Annotated in this window: 2 pseudogenes; one reads left to right on the top strand and one right to left on the bottom strand. The window is 59.4% G+C overall.

Features of this window, described 5'->3' with window-relative positions:
• A pseudogene (locus EOA24_RS39960) lies at positions 1 to 326 on the bottom strand (hypothetical protein); the annotation flags it as partial.
• Between the two features lie 145 nt (positions 327 to 471).
• Between EOA24_RS39960 and EOA24_RS39965 the strand changes: the two are divergent.
• Positions 472 to 739, top strand: a pseudogene (locus EOA24_RS39965) (integrase); the annotation flags it as partial.

Genomic DNA, 739 nt, shown 5'->3' on the forward strand with positions numbered 1-739 from the left:
AGATACCCGAGCACATATTCGCGCGGGGTCACGTCGACGTGGAGGTCTGACCATTCCTCTGCCGGGATCTCGGCCAGCCGCCGTTCCATCAGCGCCTCGCCGGTCGAAACGATCTGCACGACCGCCGAATGACCGTCGGCGCGGTCCTGCTCGATCGCGCCGATCAGCGTCGGCGTCATCATAGAGGTGATGAGATGGCTGAAGAAGCGCTGCTTGGTGCTCTCAAAGGCTGAGCGCGCTGCCGCCTTGGCGTTGCGATTCAGCGTGCCGCTCTCGCTGGTGATATTGGCGGCCTCGAGCGCGGCGATCAAATTGTTGTGGATGACCTGTAATCGCGAGGTCGCGATAATGCGAAGGAGTCTGTGGTTCACGGTTATTTTCCTTTGCTTTTTTGTGCGCCAGCGCAGCCCTTGCTGCGCATTATTTTGATTGCGAGCCTTGGCGGCTTTCCAACCGTCTGAGGAGACAATCATGTTGAAGTCGCACGACGAGCTGATCGCCGAGCTCGCGAAATTGCTCACGGAGCAGAACTACAATCCGGTGGTCGTAGCCAACCATCGGCTCTACGCCCGCTCCTTTCTGGACTATCTGGCTGAGCGCGACCTGCCCGTGGCGACTGTGACCCTTTCGCAGGTTGAGCAGTATTTTTGCCATGCGGTTCAGCGCTTTCGTGTGCGCTATGGCCGATCTCCCAGCCCGCGTTGGCATAGGCTCCCGCACACGGCGATCTGTAAGTTGC

The sequence above is a fragment of the Mesorhizobium sp. M2A.F.Ca.ET.039.01.1.1 genome (assembly GCF_003998035.1).
In the GTDB taxonomy this organism is placed as follows: domain Bacteria; phylum Pseudomonadota; class Alphaproteobacteria; order Rhizobiales; family Rhizobiaceae; genus Mesorhizobium.